This window comes from Halorubrum sp. AJ67, assembly GCF_000513435.1.
The window spans coordinates 372457-374940 of record NZ_CBVY010000003.1 but is presented as its reverse complement, the minus strand read 5'-3'; the positions used below and the strand labels follow the sequence as shown (position 1 = coordinate 374940).

The 2484-nt window shown below is 66.8% G+C and carries 2 protein-coding genes; both read right to left on the bottom strand.

From position 1 onward, the window contains the following. Positions 1-89 precede the first annotated feature (89 nt). A complete protein-coding gene (locus tag BN903_RS05150) occupies positions 90-1070 on the bottom strand; it encodes a hypothetical protein (protein WP_048076778.1) in 981 nt (326 codons plus the stop codon). 155 nt (positions 1071-1225) lie between these two features. Then, on the bottom strand, positions 1226-2484 hold a 1259-nt coding region (locus tag BN903_RS05145; protein ID WP_048076677.1), incomplete at its 5' end, for an anaerobic glycerol-3-phosphate dehydrogenase subunit C.

Here is a 2484-nt window from a genome sequence, read left to right as displayed (position 1 = left end):
GTGAACATGGCCGCCCGTCACCGCTCCGGGGATATGAACGCACGGGTTGGATACGGTCTGCGGTCGGCGGGAGGAAACCGGAAGAGAGGCTATAGGTTCCGCTCGATGTAGCGGTTCAGCCGCGAGAGCCGGTCCACGTCGAACGTCCAGAGGCCGCGCCAGACCCGGGGTTCCGTCTCGACCGCGAGCAGCCCGACGCCGCCTTCGATCCCTCGTTTGAGGTCGCTTTCCGGACCGCTCTCGGCCGGGTGCGGCCCCTCCGGCGGTCGGTACACGACGAACCAGCTGTCGATGAAGTCGGGGTCGTCGCCGGCGTGGATCACCGCATCGAGGTCGTCCGGGAGGTCGTCCGGGACGCCGTACAAGTGCGTGTCCACGCCGGTGTCGGCGATGCGTTCGTAGACGGCCCGCGTGCCGACCTCGTCGTCGATGCGCGAGAGCCGCTGGAACGACGAGCGGAGGATGCCGTCGCCGGCCATCCACGCCGCCCGTTCGATGAATCGCGAGATGGTAATAAGGAGGAGCTTCTGGCGGTTCGACTCGGGATACCCCCGGAGCGTGAACGTCGCGTCGTCGAGCCCGCTTATCACCGAGGGGAGGTCGACGTCGCCGAGCGATCGGCTGCCGGTGGTGTACAGGTCGGAGTTGACGAAAAGCACCGCGTCGCCGAGCGCCGCGAGCGTCGACCCCGCGACCACCTCCTCGCCCTCCATGAGCAACACGAGGTTCTCGATATCGGCGGGGTCGTCGCCGTCGAACGGAATGTCGTCGCGCTGACTGAGCACCTCGACGTCGAGCGCGGGGACGACGCCGTCGTTCCCGTCGGCCACGCTGATTCCGGTCAGGTCCTCGGCGGTCAGGCCGATGCTCCGGTCCGCGTCGACGGCTCCCGCGCCGTCGGTCACGGGGCCGTCACCCGCGCCGGTCACGGGGCCGTCGACCACCCGCACTACGTCGTCGCCGAACGTGTCCACGAGCATGTTCAATACCGGGTCCGGGTCGGTGCGGTTGACGACGACCACGGAGCGCTCGGGCCCGTCGAAGCGATCGAGAAACTGTTCGAGGGTCACGTTGCCCATGCTGAACGGGTCCGACGCATAAGAATTCCCGCGCGATTCTCAGAGTTGAGAACAGCTTTTCGAGGACCGGTTTGCGCGAAGTCGCGCGTGGTCGCGCAGCCGCCACCTACCAGCTCGCTCGGTGGCAACCGCGTGCTCGGGCTCGCTTACGCGCCCAGCGTGTCCTCCAACAGCTGGAGCGGGTGTTCGATCTCGTAGCCGGTGCCGTGTTCCATCTGCATCGCGCAGGTCGGACACTCGGTCATCCCCACGTCGCCCTCGGCGTCCTCCATGTGCTCGAACATCTCCTCGCCGATCTCCATCGACTTCTCGTACTTCTCCTCCTTCCAACCGTAGGTGCCGGAGATGCCCGAACAGGAATCGCCGACGTCCTCCACGGTGACGCCGTCGACGTCGCGGAACGTCTCGACGGCCTGTCGCGCGAGGCCCTGATTCCGGGCGTGACACGGCGCGTGATACGCGAGTTCGCGCTCCTCGTCGAGCCCGCCGGCCGCGTCGAGTTCCCCGTCGAGATCCTCGTGGATGCGGAGGTACTCCATCGCCTCGAAGGTGTGTTCCGCCAGGTCCTCGATCCCGTGGAGGTCGAACAGCTCGGGGTACTCCTGTCGCAACGACATCGAACAGGAGGTACAGGAGGCGATCACGTCCGCGCCCTCGCCGATTGCCTCGACGAGGTTCTCGACGTTCGTCTCGGCGTGCCGCCGGGCGTCGTCCAGCATGCCGTTCGCGAACATCGGCGTCCCCGAACACTTCTGGGGCGGGACCATCACCTCGTAGCCGAAGTGTTCGTACACGCGGACCATGGCCTTGCCGACCTCGGGGGTGTTGTAGTTGGAGTAGCAGCCGTGGAAGTAGGCCACCCGCTTGTCCGGGTTCTCCACGTTCGCGCCGCCGCGCGCCTTCCACCACTCGCGGAACGTCTCCGTCGCGAACTCGGGGAAGTCGCGCTCCTTCGGGATGCCCATCACCTTCTCTAAGGCCCACCGCGCCGGCCCGAAGTTCATCGCGAACGAGGCCGTCCGCGGGAACATGCTCGCGAGCCGCGCCGACGTGCGGTAGTTCGCCAGCAGGCGGTTCCGGACGTACTCGACCGAGAGCTTCTCCATCTGACGCTCGACGAACTGCCCGCGCGCCTCGTTGTGCATCTGCGAGAGCGGCACCGAGGACGGACAGGCGTCGTCACAGCGCATACAGTTCGAACACGACATGATCGATTCGTCGATGTCGTGGTCATCCTTCCGCTTGAGCCGCCACTGCTCCGGTCCCTGGAACTTCGGGCCGGGGAACTCGTCGTCGACCTCCGCGACCGGACAGGAGGTGTCACAGCTCGTGCACTTGTAACAGGAGTCGGCCCCCTCGCGGAGGTCGAGGTCGCCGCCGGGGAACACGTCGACCGGGTCGTACG